Source organism: Salinicola salarius (genome assembly GCF_002179555.1).
In the GTDB taxonomy this organism is placed as follows: Bacteria; Pseudomonadota; Gammaproteobacteria; order Pseudomonadales; family Halomonadaceae; genus Salinicola; species Salinicola salarius_A.
In genome coordinates this window covers 52,392-67,550 of sequence record NZ_NHOU01000002.1, presented here as the reverse complement: position 1 = coordinate 67,550, position 15,159 = coordinate 52,392, and the positions used below count along the sequence as shown (strand labels likewise).

At 60.7% G+C, this 15,159-nt stretch carries 15 protein-coding genes and 2 pseudogenes; 5 read left to right on the top strand and 12 right to left on the bottom strand.

The annotated features are described in order from the left end of the window. Positions 1 to 206 precede the first annotated feature (206 nt). Positions 207 to 1,883 (top strand): 30S ribosomal protein S1, encoded by a 1,677-nt coding sequence (gene rpsA, locus CCD76_RS02000; protein ID WP_071232846.1) that lies wholly within the window; start codon positions 207 to 209, stop codon positions 1,881 to 1,883. Between the two features lie 100 nt (positions 1,884 to 1,983). On the opposite strand, the gene CCD76_RS01995 is transcribed toward rpsA, so the two are convergent. The 5 genes from CCD76_RS01995 to CCD76_RS01975 all read right to left on the bottom strand — a co-directional run bounded on the left by CCD76_RS01995 (position 1,984) and on the right by CCD76_RS01975 (position 5,932). Continuing rightward, the gene (locus CCD76_RS01995) at positions 1,984 to 2,709 is read right to left on the bottom strand and encodes an RNA methyltransferase (protein ID WP_087717888.1); all 726 of its coding nucleotides are present in this window, start codon (positions 2,707 to 2,709) and stop codon (positions 1,984 to 1,986) included. 159 nt (positions 2,710 to 2,868) lie between these two features. Next, on the bottom strand, positions 2,869 to 4,512 hold the full coding sequence (groL, locus tag CCD76_RS01990; protein WP_087717887.1) for a chaperonin GroEL: 1,644 nt from the start codon (positions 4,510 to 4,512) through the stop codon (positions 2,869 to 2,871). A 75-nt stretch (positions 4,513 to 4,587) separates the two neighbouring features. After that, a complete protein-coding gene (locus CCD76_RS01985) occupies positions 4,588 to 4,881 on the bottom strand; it encodes a co-chaperone GroES (protein WP_071232843.1) in 294 nt (97 codons plus the stop codon). Between the two features lie 204 nt (positions 4,882 to 5,085). Then, entirely contained in the window at positions 5,086 to 5,568 is a 483-nt protein-coding gene (locus tag CCD76_RS01980) for an FxsA family protein (RefSeq protein WP_087717886.1), read from the bottom strand. A gap of 100 nt (positions 5,569 to 5,668) precedes the next feature. Then, positions 5,669 to 5,932, bottom strand: a complete 264-nt coding sequence (locus CCD76_RS01975; RefSeq protein WP_087717885.1) for a ComEA family DNA-binding protein — start codon at positions 5,930 to 5,932, stop codon at positions 5,669 to 5,671. Between the two features lie 229 nt (positions 5,933 to 6,161). Here CCD76_RS01975 and pyrF point away from each other — a divergent pair, with 229 nt between their 5' ends. Further along, a complete protein-coding gene (gene pyrF, locus CCD76_RS01970) occupies positions 6,162 to 6,866 on the top strand; it encodes an orotidine-5'-phosphate decarboxylase (protein WP_087717884.1) in 705 nt (234 codons plus the stop codon). Between the two features lie 5 nt (positions 6,867 to 6,871). Here the strand turns inward: pyrF and lapB are convergent, their stop codons facing one another. The 3 genes and pseudogenes from lapB to CCD76_RS01955 form a co-directional block, all read right to left on the bottom strand. Beyond that, a complete protein-coding gene (gene lapB, locus CCD76_RS01965; protein ID WP_087717883.1) occupies positions 6,872 to 8,059 on the bottom strand; it encodes a lipopolysaccharide assembly protein LapB in 1,188 nt (395 codons plus the stop codon). Continuing rightward, on the bottom strand, positions 8,060 to 8,365 hold the full coding sequence (locus CCD76_RS01960; protein WP_071232838.1) for a LapA family protein: 306 nt from the start codon (positions 8,363 to 8,365) through the stop codon (positions 8,060 to 8,062). A 96-nt stretch (positions 8,366 to 8,461) separates the two neighbouring features. Then, positions 8,462 to 8,773 (bottom strand): annotated as a pseudogene (locus CCD76_RS01955) (integration host factor subunit beta); the annotation flags it as partial. 193 nt (positions 8,774 to 8,966) lie between these two features. Here CCD76_RS01955 and CCD76_RS01950 point away from each other — a divergent pair. From CCD76_RS01950 to CCD76_RS01940, 3 genes are read left to right on the top strand one after another with little or no spacing between them, the layout of a single operon-like run. Next, positions 8,967 to 9,251, top strand: a complete 285-nt coding sequence (locus tag CCD76_RS01950) for an FAD assembly factor SdhE (RefSeq protein ID WP_087717882.1) — start codon at positions 8,967 to 8,969, stop codon at positions 9,249 to 9,251. Beyond that, a complete protein-coding gene (locus CCD76_RS01945) occupies positions 9,211 to 9,627 on the top strand; it encodes a hypothetical protein (RefSeq protein WP_087717881.1) in 417 nt (138 codons plus the stop codon). Before CCD76_RS01950 ends, CCD76_RS01945 begins: the two co-directional genes overlap by 41 nt. A gap of 11 nt (positions 9,628 to 9,638) precedes the next feature. Beyond that, positions 9,639 to 9,824, top strand: coding sequence for a tautomerase family protein (locus CCD76_RS01940; RefSeq protein ID WP_087717880.1), 186 nt, complete (start codon positions 9,639 to 9,641; stop codon positions 9,822 to 9,824). Between the two features lie 149 nt (positions 9,825 to 9,973). On the opposite strand, the gene CCD76_RS01935 is transcribed toward CCD76_RS01940, so the two are convergent. The 4 genes and pseudogenes from CCD76_RS01935 to CCD76_RS01920 form a co-directional block, all read right to left on the bottom strand. Beyond that, complete coding sequence (locus CCD76_RS01935) at positions 9,974 to 10,210, bottom strand: DUF883 family protein (RefSeq protein WP_071232833.1); 237 nt, start codon at positions 10,208 to 10,210, stop codon at positions 9,974 to 9,976. A 67-nt stretch (positions 10,211 to 10,277) separates the two neighbouring features. Further along, entirely contained in the window at positions 10,278 to 10,628 is a 351-nt protein-coding gene (locus tag CCD76_RS01930) for a DUF883 C-terminal domain-containing protein (RefSeq protein WP_143543246.1), read from the bottom strand. 185 nt (positions 10,629 to 10,813) lie between these two features. Then, a pseudogene (locus CCD76_RS01925) lies at positions 10,814 to 13,907 on the bottom strand (efflux RND transporter permease subunit); the annotation flags it as partial. After that, positions 13,907 to 15,106 (bottom strand): efflux RND transporter periplasmic adaptor subunit, encoded by a 1,200-nt coding sequence (locus CCD76_RS01920; RefSeq protein ID WP_087717878.1) that lies wholly within the window; start codon positions 15,104 to 15,106, stop codon positions 13,907 to 13,909. The pseudogene CCD76_RS01925 and the gene CCD76_RS01920, both read right to left, overlap by 1 nt. Between the last annotated feature and the right edge of the window lie 53 nt (positions 15,107 to 15,159).

The window sequence follows — 15,159 nt, the reverse complement described above, 5'->3', positions numbered from 1 at the left end:
ATCCGGTTCGTGGCAAAAGCCGACGACGCACTTCCGCTACCGGGGACCCTGGCAAGATGTCATGACGTGCAATGATCCGACTGACAAGTCGTTGCAGGTCGAACCAGCGCCAACATCCCCAGGGATATGTCGATAAGGCCCGTGCTCGCTGGTGGTACGGAGGAAGACGGTATGACCGTCATCAACGTTGATCACGTAGGAATCACATGAGCGAAAGCTTTGCTGAGTTGTTTGAACAGTCTCTCCAGGACATCAACATGGAACCCGGTGCCATCGTCATGGCAACCGTGGTTGACATCGAAGGCGACTGGATCACCGTCAACGCCGGGTTGAAGTCCGAAGGGCAGATCCCCGTCGCGCAGTTCCGCGACGACAATGGTGAAATGACCATCGCGATCGGTGATGAAGTCAAGGTCGCGCTGGAAGCCGTGGAAGATGGCTTCGGTGAGACCCGCCTGTCACGCGAGAAGGCCAAGCGTGCCGAAGCGTGGAAGGAACTGGAAGCGGCCTTCGAGAAGGACGAGATCGTCAAGGGCGTGATCAACGGTAAGGTCAAGGGCGGTTTCACCGTCGATGTCGCCTCCATCCGTGCCTTCCTGCCGGGTTCACTGGTCGACGTGCGTCCGGTTCGCGATACCGCGCACCTGGAGCACAAAGAGCTGGACTTCAAGGTCATCAAGCTCGATCCGAAGCGCAACAACGTCGTCGTTTCCCGCCGTGCCGTTCTCGAAGCCGAGAACAGTGCCGAGCGTGAAGCACTGCTTGCCACCCTGCAGGAAGGCCAGCAGATCAATGGTATCGTCAAGAACCTGACCGACTACGGCGCGTTCGTGGATCTCGGTGGCGTCGACGGCCTGCTGCACATCACCGACATGGCCTGGAAGCGTATCAAGCATCCGAGCGAAATCGTGGCCGTTGGCGACGAGATCAATGTCAAGGTGCTGAAGTTCGACCGCGAGCGCAACCGCGTATCGCTGGGTCTGAAGCAGCTGGGCGAAGATCCGTGGGTCAATATCGTCGACCGCTATCCGGAAGGCATGAAAGTCAACGCCCGCGTCACCAATCTGACCGACTACGGCTGCTTTGCCGAGCTGGAAGAGGGTGTCGAAGGTCTGGTTCACGTTTCCGAAATGGACTGGACCAACAAGAACATCCATCCGTCCAAGGTGGTTCAGGTCGGTGACGAAGTCGAAGTCATGGTTCTGGACATCGACGAAGAGCGTCGCCGTATTTCCCTGGGTATCAAGCAGTGCACCACCAACCCGTGGGAAGACTTCAGCGCTCGTTACAACAAGGGCGACCGCGTTGCCGGTACCATCAAGTCGATCACCGACTTCGGTATCTTCATCGGTCTGGAAGGCGGCATCGACGGCTTGGTTCACCTCTCCGATATCTCCTGGAGCGAGACCGGCGAAGAAGCCGTTCGTCAGTTCAAGAAGGGCGACGAAGCGGAAGCGGTCATCCTCTCGATCGATCCGGAGCGCGAGCGCATCTCGCTGGGCATCAAGCAGCTCGAGTCCGACCCGGTCTCCGAGTTCCTGGCCGTCAACGACAAGGGCTCCATCGTCACGGGCCGCATCGTCGAAGTCGACGCCAAGGAAGCCCATGTCGAGCTGGCGACTGATGTCGTGGCCGTGCTCAAGGCTTCCGAGATCAGCGCTGACCGCGTCGAAGACGCTCGCAACGTGCTGAACGAAGGCGACAGCGTCGAAGCCAAGATCGTCAACGTCGATCGTAAGAGCCGCGTCATCAACCTGTCCATCAAGGCGAAGGATCAGGTCGAGCCGCGTCGCAGTACTGGTGGCAAGCGGGATCAGGAAGCTGAGCCGAACGGCCCGACTACCATCGGTGATCTGATTAAGCAGCAGATGGGCCAGGACTGATTCTCCGAATCCGTTCTCTCTCATGAAAAACAGCGCCTCCGGGCGCTGTTTTTTTATGGGCGCTTTTTGTGCGCGAGCCGAGGACCTTTGTCGTCGGGTTTCATTCGGATGGGTTACGGCTCTCCAGGGCATTGAGTACCCCGCGGAGAATCGACAGCTCCTTGCGGCTGGGTTCGGCGCGAGTAAACAGGGCGCGCAGATGAGATTCGGTCTTGGCGTGAGGCTGTGTCAGAAATCCGGCGCTATCCAAGGCGCGATGCAGGTGATCGTAGAAGTATTCCAATTGTTCCACTGTCGGGTAGGGGCCATTGGCTCTGGGAGCTTGATATGCTTCTTGGGTTCGAGACTGTCGGAACGTCTCGTAGGCGACGATCTGCACCGCCTGGGAGAGGTTGAGCACGCCATAGTCCGGATTGGCGGGGATGTTCAACTGGTGGGTACAGTGACCGATTTCCTCGTTGGTCAATCCGTAGCGCTCCCGCCCGAAGACGATGGCAACCGGCCCTTCCGGCAATCGCTGCCAGAGTTCGGCGGCCATTCGATCCGGCGCGTGATAGCAGGGCAATGGCAGGCTGCGTAGGCGGGCGCTGGCGCCGATGACCTGAACGCAATCACCGATGGCCTCGGAGAGAGAACCGACGACGCGACAGCTGTCGAGGAGGTCGGTAGCGCCAGCGGCAAGCCGAGTGGCTTCCTCGGCCGGAAACTGGCGGGGTGCGACCAGTACCAGATCGCTCAAACCCATGGTCTTCATGGCGCGCGCGCTGGCACCGATATTGCCAGGATGATAAGTCTGGACGAGAACGATGCGGATGCGATTCAGCATGCGCGAAAACTCCTGCAGGCAAAAGGGCGAGAAAAGGCACGATCATGTAGCCTCGAACGCTCGGCTCGAGAACAAAAAAAGCCCCGCCAATGGCGGGGCTTTCCATGATACCTGAACCTTTCAACAGTCTGAAAAATCAGGTGATGGCGGGGCGATGATTTACATCATGCCGCCCATGCCACCCATACCGCCCATGTCCGGTGCGCCGCCACCTGCCGGTGCGTCTTCCGGATCTTCGGCCACCATGGCTTCGGTGGTGATCATCAGACCGGCAACGGAAGCTGCGGACTGCAGTGCGGTACGCGTGACCTTGGCCGGATCGAGAACGCCCATTTCGAACAGGTCGCCGTACTCGCCGGTCTGTGCGTTGTAGCCGAAGTTGCCTTCGCCATCCTTGACGCGATTGACGACGACGGAAGCTTCTTCGCCAGCGTTGGTCACGATCTGGCGCAGCGGCGCTTCCATGGCGCGCAGCGCAATGGCGATACCGTGAGTCTGGTCTTCGTTGTCGCCGGTCAGACCCTGGATCAGCGTCAGGACGCGAACCATGGCGGTACCGCCACCAGGCACGACACCTTCTTCGACAGCGGCACGAGTCGAGTGCAGCGCGTCTTCGACGCGAGCCTTCTTCTCTTTCATCTCGAACTCGGTAGCAGCACCGACACGGATGACCGCAACGCCGCCTGCCAGCTTGGCAACACGCTCTTGCAACTTTTCGCGATCGTAATCGGAAGAGGTTTCTTCGATCTGGGCACGAATCTGGGCGACACGGGCTTCGATGTCGGACTCGACGCCAGCACCATCGATGATGGTGGTGTTTTCCTTGGACATGGTGATGCGCTTGGCGCTGCCCAGGTGGTCGAGGTTGGCCTGCTCAAGGCTCAGACCGACTTCTTCGGAAATCACGGTGCCACCGGTCAGGATGGCGATGTCCTGCAGCATGGCCTTGCGGCGATCGCCGAAGCCGGGCGCCTTGGCCGCAGCGACCTTGACGATGCCGCGCATGTTGTTGACGACCAGTGTTGCCAGCGCTTCGCCTTCGATGTCTTCAGCGATGATGGCCAGCGGCTTGCCTGATTTCGCGACGGCTTCCAGAACCGGCAGCAGTTCGCGAATGTTGGAAATCTTCTTGTCGACCAGCAGCAGGTACGGATCTTCGAGCTCGACCGCCATCGTGTCCTGGTTGGTCACGAAGTAGGGGGAGAGGTAGCCGCGATCGAACTGCATGCCTTCGACGACTTCCAGCTCGTCTTCGAAGCCGCGACCTTCGTCGACGGTGATGACGCCTTCCTTGCCGACTTTTTCCATTGCTTCCGCGATGATCTCACCGATGCGAGCATCACCATTGGCGGAGATCGTGCCGACCTGAGCGATAGCCTTGGAGTCGGTGCACGGCACGGAGAGCGACTGGATGTGCTTGACAGCCTCGACGACGGCCTTGTCGATGCCGCGCTTCAGGTCCATCGGGTTCATGCCGGCAGCAACGCCCTTCAGACCTTCGTTGACGATGGCCTGTGCCAGGACGGTTGCGGTGGTGGTGCCATCACCGGCAGCGTCGGAGGTCTTGGAAGCGACTTCCTTGACCATCTGTGCGCCCATGTTTTCGAACTTGTCCTTCAGTTCGATTTCCTTGGCGACAGAAACGCCGTCCTTGGTCACGGTCGGTGAGCCGAAGGATTTTTCCAGAACGACATTGCGGCCTTTCGGGCCCAGCGTAGCCTTGACGGCATCGGCGAGAACGTTGACGCCACGCGCCATGCGCTTGCGAGCATCATCAGAGAACTTGACTTGTTTAGCTGCCATTGTTCGATCTTCCTAATGTAATACGTGAAATATGTAATACGTGAAATCGTAATGAAGCGTCGAGCGATGCGACGATTAGCCTTCGACGACGGCCAGAATGTCGCTTTCGCTCATGATCAGGACTTCTTCACCGTCGACCTTCTGCTTCTCGACGCCGAAACCTTCCTTGAAAATCACGGTATCGCCAACTTTGACGTCCAGTGCGCGGACTTCGCCGCTTTCGAGGATGCGACCGTTGCCCACGGCCAAGACTTCACCGCGGGTCGGCTTTTCCTGGGCACTGCCCGGAAGCACGATGCCGCCAGCAGTTTTCTGCTCTTCTTCTTTGCGACGTACGATGACGCGATCGTGCAAGGGACGGATTTTCATTGCTCACGTTCTCCTGATGGTTGCATGTTGCAAATGCACGTTCCCACATGAGCGAGGCTCAAGGGGTGAAGGCTTAGCCTTCCGGTTAATGGGCCTGATGGCCTAAAGCTATCGCTGTTGCCTTGATTGGGCCTTGCCGGTCGGTTTCAAGGGGCGGGCCAAAAATTTTCTCGCCTGGTGTCGTCTGTGTGGCAGACGATCGGATCAGCGATCCTTGCCCAGATACTCCCCTTCGATCGGCGTGCTCCCATGTGGAGCTTGCTCATGGTGGGAAGCGCTCTCGGGTTTGTGTCGGCGAACGTCCCAGTCGCCGGGCATCTTCTGTCCGCTTCCACCAGCATGTCGCGTGCCGCGTCCGGACCACCGGCGCATTAACTGGCTGCTGCCGGGGAGTAGGCATAGTAGGCCCACGATGTCCGAAAGAAAACCGGGCGCTATCAACAGGATGCCGGCGAGCAGGAACGAGGCGCCGGCCATCAGTTCGTCAGAGGGAATTTCGCCCGCGGCCATGCGTTCACGAGCTCTCTGAAGCGTAAGCAGGCTCTCGCGGCGAATGAGATGAATACCGAAGGCGGCACTCACGATGATCCATGCCAGACTTGCCAGCAGACCGATCTTGGCGCCAATGGTGAACAGCAAGGCGAAATCCGCAATAGCGAAAAGCGCCAGTAGGAATAGCAGGGGCATGGTGTCTCCGTCGTTGACGCTGCCTGTTCAGCCAAGATGGAGACGATCGACAGGATTACAAGTACTGACGTTCCGGGGCCGTCGGCGACCCCGGAGCTGATTACAGCGTCGCTTCTTCGGCCAGGTTGCTGACGGTTGTTTCACCGATGCCGTCGACGCGAGTCAGGTCCTCGAGGCTCTTGTAATCGCCGTTGGCCTCCCGGTCATCGACGATGGCTTGTGCCTTGACTTCGCCGATGCCGGGGAGGGTGGCCAGTTCTTCTGCCGACGCTTCGTTGATATTGACCGGGGCGTCCTGCGCCAGTGCGGGAAGGGCGCTGAAGCTGAGAAGCGAGAAGAGTGCTGCGTGAATCAAAGTCTTCATATCGATTTCCTTGATCGGAACAGGAAGATGAATGAAGGCCGGTCATGCTTCTGGCCGGCCCTCACTCTGTGTATCGACGGCTGTTCTCGGGAATTAATGGGTAAATATCGCAGATTATTGTAAGACAATGGCTACATGACGGTACCAGGCGGCGCTTCGGTTCGCTTCTGCCCCGCAGATGCCTTCCATTCGGTATACTCCGCTCGAACTCGAATGCCGGAGACGATTCATGCCTTCCCCGAACTCGCCGCTCATCATTGCGCTCGACTATTCCAACCTGTCGCAGGCGTTGCCCTTGGTCGATGCGCTCGACCCGGCCCGTTGCCGCGTCAAGATCGGCAAGGAGCTATTTACTCGGGCGGGGCCGGCAGCCGTCGAGGCCATGCATCAACGGGGGTTCGAGGTCTTTCTCGATCTCAAGTTTCATGATATTCCCAATACTGTGGCCGGTGCCGTCGAGGCGACGGCGGATCTGGGGGTATGGATGGTCAATGTCCATGCCTCCGGTGGCCGTAGAATGATGGAGGCGAGTGCCGAGCGGCTGGCGCAGCGAGGGCTGAAAACTCATCTCATCGCGGTCACCGTGCTGACCAGCATGTCGGACGACGAGCTGCAGGAGATAGGCGTATCGGGCGATGCGCTGGCCCAGGTCGAACGGCTGGCCAGACTGACACGGGAGAGCGGGCTGGATGGCGTCGTCTGCTCGGCACGTGAAAGCGCGAGGCTGACGGAACTCTGTGGCGAGGCCTTTTTCAAGGTGACGCCGGGGATCCGTCCCGCGACGGCCGAGCAGGGGGATCAGCGACGCGTAATGACGCCGGAGGCCGCGATGGCTGCCGGCAGTACGCATCTGGTCATTGGACGGGCGATCACTCAGGCAGCAGACCCGATGTCGGCGCTGACGGAGATCGAGCGTTCACTCTCTTGGCAGTAGCGTGATCATTCGCCTTCCAGACCGGCGACCGGCTTGGTGGTGCCCCAACTGCGGCAGCGAGGGCACTGCCAATGCAATTGTTCGGTACCGAAACCACAGCGTTGGCAGCGGTGGCGAGGCCGGATGCTCAGCAACTGGCGGGTGTGTTGCTTGAGCAGCTCCAGGCGATCGCGCTCTGCAGGATCGCTGTCGTCGAGATAGAGATCCATCAGATAGTCGATCCCGCGCAGGCTGGGATGCTCGCGCAATTGATCGCTGACGAAGGCGCAGGCGATATCGGCGCCTTGTCGTTGTCTCAGTGTGTCCGCCGCCATCATGACTACCGTGGTCTGCGGGTTGTGCTGCAATTGCCTTTCCAGAAACTGCCACCAGCCGTTGTCGTCGTCGAGCAGGCGATACGTATCCCGCAACGGCTCAAGCACGATGGCGGTGAAGCTGGCGTCCTGTTCGGGGACGCGCTGCCAGAACCGCGCTGCATCACGATACTGGCCGATGTCCCATTCGAGCTGGCCCAGCATCCAGTTGGCCCGAACGCAGCGGTCATCGATACCCAGAGCCTGCTTCAACGCCTTGCGTGCCAAGGATGGGCTGCTGTTGTTGCGATGCTGGCTCGCCAGTTCGCAATGCCAGTGCGCGGCGGCTCGACGGATATCGGCATCCTGGCGCACCAGCTGTGGCTGGGCGGTCTCCAGAGCTTGTGCCCACTCCTTTTCTCGCTCGAACAGATCGACCAGCAGGCGTTTGGCGGCGAGCTTCTGCGAGTCGTCGACATGGCTTTTTTGCAGGGCCAGCAACAGCCGTTCCGCCCTGTCCAGCAGGCCGAGATTGAGAAAGTCGCGGGAGAGTTCGAGCTGTACCTGCCCGCTCTGAGAGGGCGTCAGGGCAGGGCGGGCGAGAAGATTCTGATGGATGCGCACCGCCCGATCGGCTTCTCCCCGTGAGCGGTAGAGGTTGCCTAGCGCGATGTGCGTTTCGACCGTGTCGCTATTGACTTCCAGGGCCTGGGTGAAAGTCTCTATCGCGCGATCGGGCTGCTCGTTGAGCAGGTAGTTCAGGCCGACGAAGTAGTCCCTCGGCAACGAACCGCGCGGCGGCTGTGGACGAGACCGGAACCGGCCGGACTCCCATCGCCCCAGAAACCAGCCGATGGCGATGGCTGCCACCAGCAACGCCAGTAGCAGAACATCGCTCATTCAGGGGCTTTCCTTGAACTCCTGCGTCCGGAGACGATCGAGTTCCTTGCGTTGTTGCTGGTTGTGACGTTGTGCACGAGTCAGCAGGGTTCGCAGCCGCAGATACATGCCGGTCATGGCGAGCATGCCGAGGATGACGCCGCAGGCGAGAGCGACCAGAAGCCACAACGACAGCGAAGCCGGGGGCAGCTGTACCCAGATCAGATCCAGAGGCAGCGGCTGCTGGTTATTGACGGCAAAAAGAATGCCCAGCAGCAACACGACGATCAAGATGATGGCGAGAATGACGCCTTTGAGCCAGCGCATAGGTTTTCCTGGTGACGCACCGCCGACGGCTCATGCCGTCGTTACATATTGCGGTGGCAGCCGCCGACTCTGCGCCGGCTGCAGTGACTGGGAAGATCAATAGCCGAGCGCGCGGCTGGCATTGACCTGTTCGCGTAGTTCCTTTCCCGGTTTGAAATGCGGGACGTACTTTCCGTCGAGATCGACGGGGTCGCCGGTCTTTGGGTTGCGTCCGGTGCGGGGCTCGCGAAAATGCAGGGAAAAACTGCCGAATCCGCGAATTTCGACGCGCCCGCCCTCTGCCAGGGCGTTGGTGATGTCGTCAAGGATGACACGCACCGCGGCTTCGACCTCCTTCGCCGACAGTTCCGACCGGCGGGCGGCAATCTGCTCGATCAATTCAGACTTGGTCATCGACATTCTCCGTAAGGCCTCGGCCTGGCGGTGGGAGACCGCACAATGGGCGTCCGACGTCTGTTATTGTCGTCTCAGCATACTTCGCAACTTTCGAGAAAACAACGCATTAGCCGGTCACCGCGCGTTCCCGAATAGTGGTGGGGGATTCCCTTGGGTATAATGCAGCGCGACACATTCATTCAGTACACGGGATCGAGGATAGTCCATGTCAGACAACGAAGATGTCACGCGTCGACGGCTTTACTGGCATTCCCGACGCGGCATGTGGGAGCTGGACCTGCTTCTGATGCCGTTTCTCGAGGCCTGCTACGACGGACTGCCCGCCGGGGACAAGGAGCTCTATCGTGAGCTGCTGGCCCAGGAAGACCAGGATCTCTTTACCTGGCTGATGCGTCGCGAATGGCCGCAGGATCCGGAGATGCGTCGCCTCGTCCAGATGATCGTCGAACATGCCGAAACCACTGACCGCAGTCGTCATCAAGCGCTCTAGGCTATCGCTGGGCTTTCAACTCCTGCTGGGAGGGGGACTGGCACTCTATGCGAGCTGGTGGGTCGATTATCGGATTGCTGCCATCATTGCGATGGTGGCCATTGTGGCGGGGTATCGCCAGCATCTCGAGGCGCCGCAGAAGCTGTACCTGCGCTGCGCATACGAACGGGAACGACCGGTCTGGGAAAGCTCGGTCGATGCCCGTACCTGGCAAACGAAGACGTGTCGCCTGATTCGGCTGGGTCCGCTGCTCTCCGCTATCGATCTTTCGGGGCGACGAGTGTGGCTCTGGCCTGACAGCAGCGATGTGGATTCGTTACGCCATTTGCGCGAAGCCTTGGCCGAACAGATCGAACGTGCCGATTTCTCATCCTGAAGGAGTCCTTCATGCCCATTGTGACAATCCAGCAGTTCCCCCGTAGCGTCGAGCAGAAGCGCGAGCTTGCCGAGCGAATCACCGATGCTTTCGTGCAGGCATACGGTCAGTCGCCCGAGTCGGTGCAGATATTTTTTCAGGAAACCGAGCAGGAAGATTGGGCAAGAGGCGGTCGTCTGGGAGTGGACCAGACCTGAGCCTGAGAGGCTGTCCTGCGTCTACCAGGCAGTGGGGTACCCGACTCTCGAATCGGAAACGGCCCCGTGATGCATGAACTGCATTGCGGGGCCGTTTCATTCAGCCGACACTCGGCTGCCGGCCGCTACGGGGCCGACAGTGAAGGAAGTTAGCGACGGCCGGCCAGGAAGCCAATGGCAAACCCGGCGAGGGCGGCAACACCCATGCTGCTCCAGGCGTTGCGATGAACGTAATCGTCAGTTTCGCGCCACGCCTCTTCTGCGTTTTCTACCAGCTCATGGCTGATATCGTCGGCGCGATGCCGGGCCCGATCGAGGCTCTTGCGGCCGCGGCGCTTGGCATCCCGGTAGTAATGGCGCGTGTCTTCACGGTAATTACGGCTCATGGATCGTCCTTAACCATTCGTCAATGTGTGGATCGGTGCACGTGACCGATCAAGTGGAAAACGGCTATCAGCGCCGGTTCAACAGCAGGGTCATCAGCGCGCCGCCCAACGCGGCGATACCGACACTCTGCCAAGGCTTGCGTTGTACGAAGTCGTCGCAACTCTCGCAGGTGTCGCTGATCTGGTCGTTCAGTCGGCGACGCGAGCGGCTCGCCCAGCTGTCACGCGTCAGATAAGCCGTTGCGTAGGGTGACGGTTCGTCGATGCTTTCTTCAAGCGGTTCTTCTTCGGGTGCCAATGCAGGCTCCTCCCGGATCGGATCATCTCCCAAATGGGGCGCGCGCTCGGCAGCGGCCGCCATGTCTTCATCGATACGGCTAGCCCCGGCTTCCTTGTCGTCACGATGGAACAGACTCATGTTCATCCCTCCGGTTCGATGGAATGACCTCCCGACTGGCTAATGCAATGGCACCATTGCAGCAGCATGGTTACGGTTACCCTAGTGTAGTTGCAATTCCGTTCCTCGCTAGGCTCGTGTGGTAGCCAAGTCTCACCCATTGATTTCTTGGTCTCGTGTCTCGTGTCTCGTGTCTCGTGACCGTGTATTTCGCGTTCGAGACGTCGGCTGATGTCGCCGGGTGAACCGGTACGTCGCGCTAGCATGTTGTAGGCCACCGGAACGATGAATAGCGTCAGCAGCGTCGCGGCGGCAACGCCACAGAAGATGACGGTGCCAATGACGATGCGCGATTCGGCACCAGGGCCGAAAGCCAGGATCAGGGGGACAGCGCCGGCCATGGTGGTGACGGTCGTCATCAGTATGGGCCTGAGCCGAGTCACGGAAGCCTCGACCAGCGCGTCGGAGAAGGCCTGACCTTCGTCACGCAACTGATTGGCGAATTCGACGATCAGGATGCCGTTCTTGGCGGCCAGACCGACCAGCATGACCAGCCCCACCTGACTGTAGATATTGAGGGACTGCCCGCTGGCCCATAGGCCCAGCAAGGCGCCGCTGATGGCCATCGGTACCGTGAGCATGATGACCAGCGGGTGCACGAAGCTTTCGAACTGGGCAGCCAGCACCAGGAAGACCACGACGATGCCCAGGATGAGCAGGAAGGTCGTCGCACCGCTGGCTTCCTGGTAATCCCGGGAGGGCCCCTTGTAGTCGATGACCAGCTTCGCTGGGCAGCTCTTCTTCCGCGATACCCTGCAGGTAGGCCAGCGCGTCGCCGATCGCGACCCCTCCCTGGAGATTGGCCTCGAGCGTGATCGCGCGCATTCGGTTGAAGCGGTTGAGCTCGCTGGCACCGGCAAATTCCGACACCGACACCAGGCTTGCCAGCGGAATCAGCTCGTCACTGACCGCTGAACGTACCTGCACGTTGTCCAGCGAGCTTGGGGCGCGCTGATTGTCACGTTCGCCTTCGAGGATGACGTCGTACTCTTCGCCGCCGTCGACATAGGTGGTGACGTTACGGCCTCCGAACAGTGTCTCCAGGGTATTGCCGATGGTGCTCACGGTAACGCCCAGCGCGGCGGCACGGTTGTAGTCGATCTGGATGCGCAGCTGTGGCTGGGTTTCCTTGTAGTCGCTGTCCACCGCCTCGAGGCCGCTGCTGTCGTCGCTTCGAATGCGAGTCAGCAGCCGATCGCGCCAGTCGGCCAGCTGTTCGTAGGTGCTGCCACCGATGACGAACTGGATCGGTTTCTCGACCCGGCCGCCAAAGCCCTGGCGCATCACCGGCGTGGCAGTGACGCCGGGCAGATCCGACAGCCGGCTGCGGACGTCGGCGAGGATATCCCAGGCCGATCGTCGATCGCCCCAATCATTGAGCGTAACGACGGCCATGCCATCATTGAAGTTCTCGATATTGCCGAAGCCGCGGGGACCGCGAACCGACACCTGATTGATGTCGCCGGCGTCGACCAGCGTCATCAGGCGGGCCTCGATCTCGTCGTAGTAATCCTGCATGTAGTGAAAGGTCGCGCCGGGCGGCCCTTCGATCAGCACGAAAAAGGCGCCGCGATCTTCCTGGGGCGTATATTCGTTGGGCAGCTGTTGAAACAGCCAGGCGGTGAGTGCCAGCACCAGGGCGAACAGTCCGACCACGATCCAGCGCCAACGCAGCGCCCGTAGCAGTGCCTGTCGGTAGATCGTCTGCGAACGGTCCAGCAGCCAATGCACGCCATGGCTGATACGACTCTCATGCATACGCGGACTGAGCAGTTTCGAGCACAGCATCGGTGCCAGCGACAGTGCCACCAGGCAGGAGAGGCCGACCGACGCGGCGAGCGTCAGGGCGAACTCCGAGAACAGGCGACCGATATCGCCTTGGAGCAGGCTCAACGGGATGAAGACGGTGATCAACACCAGCGTGGTGGCGATGACCGCAAAGCCTATCTGACGGGTGCCCCGAAAAGCGGCGACCAGGGGCGTCTCGCCGTGGACCACCATGCGGCGATGAACGTTCTCGATGACCACGATTGCATCATCGACCACGAGCCCGATCGCCAGCACCAGCGCCAGCAGCGTGAGCAAGTTCAGAGTGAACCCGAACAGCGCCAGAAAGATGAAGGTCCCGATCAGCGAGATCGGTACTGTTACCGCGGGCACCAGGGTCGTGCGTATGTTGCCGAGAAACACGAAGATCACCACCACGACCAGCCCCATGGCAATGAACAGTGTCGATACGACTTCATGCAGCGCGCCGGAAACGAACACCGACGAGTCGAAATTGAGCGACAGCTGCATGCCTTCGGGTAGCGTGGATTGCAGCCGGACCATTTCCGACTTGGCCCCGTTGGCGACTTCCAGCACGCTGGCGGTCGACTGCTTGATCATGCCGAGGCCCACCATCGGTACCTCGTTGCCTCGGTACAGCGAACGCTCCTCTACCGAACCGACCTCGACGCGCGCCACGTCAGCCAGTCGTACCAGGTAACCGTCGTTGCCGCGGGCGACGACCAGGTTCTGGAAGTCGGCGGCGGTAGTGAAGCTGCGCGGGATTCTCAGGGTGAACTGCCGATCGCGGGATTCGAGGAAGCCGGCCGGCAGTTCGACGTTCTCGCTCTCCAGCGCATCGGCCACATCGTCGACGGTCAACTGGCGCGCGGCCAGGGCGTTGCGATCCAGCCAGACCCGCATCGCGTACTCCTTGCCGCCGCTGAGGCGCACCCGGGCCACTCCGTTCTGGGTCGAGAAGCGGTCGACGAGATAGCGGTTGGCATAATCGGTCAGCTCCGGAATGGTGTAACCCTCTCCGGAAAGCGACAGCCAGATGATGACGTCGTCACTGCTGTCGCTCTTCTCGATTTCCGGCGGCTCGGCCTGGTCGGGCAGGTTGTCGGCTACCGACGAGATCCGGTCGCGAATGTCGTTGGCGGCGCCGTCGATATCGCGATCCAGCGAGAACTCGACGTCGATCTCCGATTCGCCATCGGCACTGCTGGATTCGATCGAGACGATGCCCTCGATACCGGCGATGCGGTCTTCGAGCAGTTGGGTGATGCGCGTCTCGACGACACTGGCGGAGGCGCCCGGGTAGTTGGTCTCGATGCTGACGATGGGCGGATCGATGGCCGGATACTCCTGCAACGGCAGGCGCTCCATGGCCAGCAGGCCGAAGGCGATCAGCAGCAGCGAGACGACGGTCGCGAAGACCGGACGACGGATCGATAGGTCGGAAATCCGCATCAGTTTCTGGCTCGCGATTCGTTGAACTGCGATTCGTTAATCTGCGATTCGGTGGCGCGGCGCTGACGCTCGAGGACTTCTTTGATGTCACCGTCGCTGACGTCCTCGGCGATCAGTTCGACGGGGTCGCCTTCGCGTACCTTGAGGGTGCCATGCGTCACGATACGCTGGCCGCTCTCGAGACCATCGGTGATCTCGACCTCACCCTGGCGGCGTTCGCCGATGGCGACTTCCCGACGCGTGACGCTGGCGGGCTGGCCGGGTTCGATCAACCAGACGGTCTGGCGTTCCCCATCGGGCACCAGCGCGCTCTCCGGAATCGTCAGCGCCTCGCGGGCGGGCTGGTTCAGTTGCACTTCCATCAGCATGCCCGGCAGCAGGCGCCCGTCGGGATTGTCCAGATTGGCGCGCACCACCAGGCTTCGGGAGACGGGGTCGATTCGGGTGCCGAGGGTGGCGACCTCTGCACGGAACGTGGCGTCGGGATAGCTCGGTGTCGTGGCGCTGAGCGTGAGCCCAGGATGCAGCACCGAGAGCAGCGTTGCCGGTACGGTGAAATCGAGCTTCATGGTATCGAGCTTGTCCAGCGTGACCAGCTCGGTGCCGGGGGTCACCAGCGCACCGACGCTGACGTCGCGCAGCCCGACGGTGCCTGCAAAGGGCGCGCGTAACCGATGATCGGCAAGCCGGGCGCGAATGGCATCGATTTCCGCTTCGCTCTGCCTGACCAGCGCGGCATTGTCCTCGAGCGTGGCACGTACGCCCAAATTGCGATCCTGAAGCTGTTGGGCGCGGTCGAGGGCGCTCCGGCGCTGATCAAGCAGCGCCTGGGCGGCCCGAAGTTCTGCCTGGGCCTGTTCGTCGTCGAGCTGGACCAGCCACTGACGGGCCTCGACGCTGTCGCCGTCCTCGAAGTTGATGGCACTGACAGTGCCGGTGAGCGTCGAGGAAAGGGTAACGCTCTCGTCCGCCTTCAAGGTGCCCAGAGCTTCGACCGGGTCTTGCCAGATCGAGGTGTCGACGGTGGCGCCGATCACTGCGATTGGTGCATCACTCTGCATCTGAGCGAATACCGAGCCGGTATGGATCGAGCCGAACAGTAGCGCGGCAGCGGTTGACAGGCTCGACAGTGTCGACGGTGACGGAAGGCGTCTGTGGAAAAGAGCGGGCGTCGAGCGGGTCACCGATATCATTGTCATAGTGGGCTGGTGTCTGCGCTGCGTTACAAAGTGTAAGTATAGGGCTGTCGATA

Coding starts and splice junctions, on each gene's coding strand:
- rpsA (WP_071232846.1), top strand. CDS start 207: ATGAGCGAAAGCTTTGCTGAGTTGTTTGAACAGTCTCTCCAGGACATC.
- CCD76_RS01995 (WP_087717888.1), bottom strand. CDS start 2,709: ATGCTGAATCGCATCCGCATCGTTCTCGTCCAGACTTATCATCCTGGC.
- groL (WP_087717887.1), bottom strand. CDS start 4,512: ATGGCAGCTAAACAAGTCAAGTTCTCTGATGATGCTCGCAAGCGCATG.
- CCD76_RS01985 (WP_071232843.1), bottom strand. CDS start 4,881: ATGAAAATCCGTCCCTTGCACGATCGCGTCATCGTACGTCGCAAAGAA.
- CCD76_RS01980 (WP_087717886.1), bottom strand. CDS start 5,568: ATGCCCCTGCTATTCCTACTGGCGCTTTTCGCTATTGCGGATTTCGCC.
- CCD76_RS01975 (WP_087717885.1), bottom strand. CDS start 5,932: ATGAAGACTTTGATTCACGCAGCACTCTTCTCGCTTCTCAGCTTCAGC.
- pyrF (WP_087717884.1), top strand. CDS start 6,162: ATGCCTTCCCCGAACTCGCCGCTCATCATTGCGCTCGACTATTCCAAC.
- lapB (WP_087717883.1), bottom strand. CDS start 8,059: ATGAGCGATGTTCTGCTACTGGCGTTGCTGGTGGCAGCCATCGCCATC.
- CCD76_RS01960 (WP_071232838.1), bottom strand. CDS start 8,365: ATGCGCTGGCTCAAAGGCGTCATTCTCGCCATCATCTTGATCGTCGTG.
- CCD76_RS01950 (WP_087717882.1), top strand. CDS start 8,967: ATGTCAGACAACGAAGATGTCACGCGTCGACGGCTTTACTGGCATTCC.
- CCD76_RS01945 (WP_087717881.1), top strand. CDS start 9,211: ATGCCGAAACCACTGACCGCAGTCGTCATCAAGCGCTCTAGGCTATCG.
- CCD76_RS01940 (WP_087717880.1), top strand. CDS start 9,639: ATGCCCATTGTGACAATCCAGCAGTTCCCCCGTAGCGTCGAGCAGAAG.
- CCD76_RS01935 (WP_071232833.1), bottom strand. CDS start 10,210: ATGAGCCGTAATTACCGTGAAGACACGCGCCATTACTACCGGGATGCC.
- CCD76_RS01930 (WP_143543246.1), bottom strand. CDS start 10,628: ATGAGTCTGTTCCATCGTGACGACAAGGAAGCCGGGGCTAGCCGTATC.
- CCD76_RS01920 (WP_087717878.1), bottom strand. CDS start 15,106: ATGACAATGATATCGGTGACCCGCTCGACGCCCGCTCTTTTCCACAGA.